The sequence below is a fragment of the Synechococcus sp. H55.10 genome, assembly GCF_047502715.1.
GTDB lineage: Bacteria > Cyanobacteriota > Cyanobacteriia > Thermostichales > Thermostichaceae > Thermostichus.
The window spans coordinates 1-516 of record NZ_JANSJJ010000282.1; the positions used below are offsets into that span (position 1 = coordinate 1).

Annotated in this window: 1 protein-coding gene; it reads right to left on the reverse strand. The window is 51.7% G+C overall.

The window, feature by feature from the left end; all coding sequences use genetic code 11:
- Nucleotides 1-176 precede the first annotated feature (176 nt).
- Nucleotides 177-516: archease (locus NW858_RS13160; RefSeq protein WP_414520663.1), on the reverse strand; the 340-nt coding region annotated here is incomplete at its 5' end.

The following is a 516-nucleotide window of genomic DNA, read 5'->3' on the forward strand; positions in this document are numbered from 1 at the left end:
ATCCCTGGCAAAGTGGTCACGTTGCTGGCCTGCTCGGCCACTTTGTCGTCCATCTCCCGGATTAACTCTTCATCGGCAAAGATCAAGACCGGGACACGCATTTTGCCTTTAGGAGGAATGCGCCAAACCGTTTCATCTAGACGCTCAAGTTTCCTGATATCCATAGACTGCCTCCCTTACACGTCCACCACACACTGTGCCACCCAAAGCTCACCCTCTTGAGCTACCTTGAGTTGCGTGTAAGTTGCCCCTTTAACTTCTACTGCCGGTCGGTGCTTGGTGCGGTCAACTCTTTCCCCCCACAGGCTGGCTTTGAGATGGTCTTTTGCAAGATGCACTTCAACTTTCCCAAACAGCATTCCTCTAACTGCCATCTCGTAGATCACTGCATTCAGGAAGTCCACCAACAATAGTTCCAGATCGCCTAAATTTTCTAGCTCGATCTCTAGCCGCTCCGTCAGAGCTACCTTATCCAGGTCAGTGATTACAGCGGTTAGGGCCAGAGCTGCCTGGGCA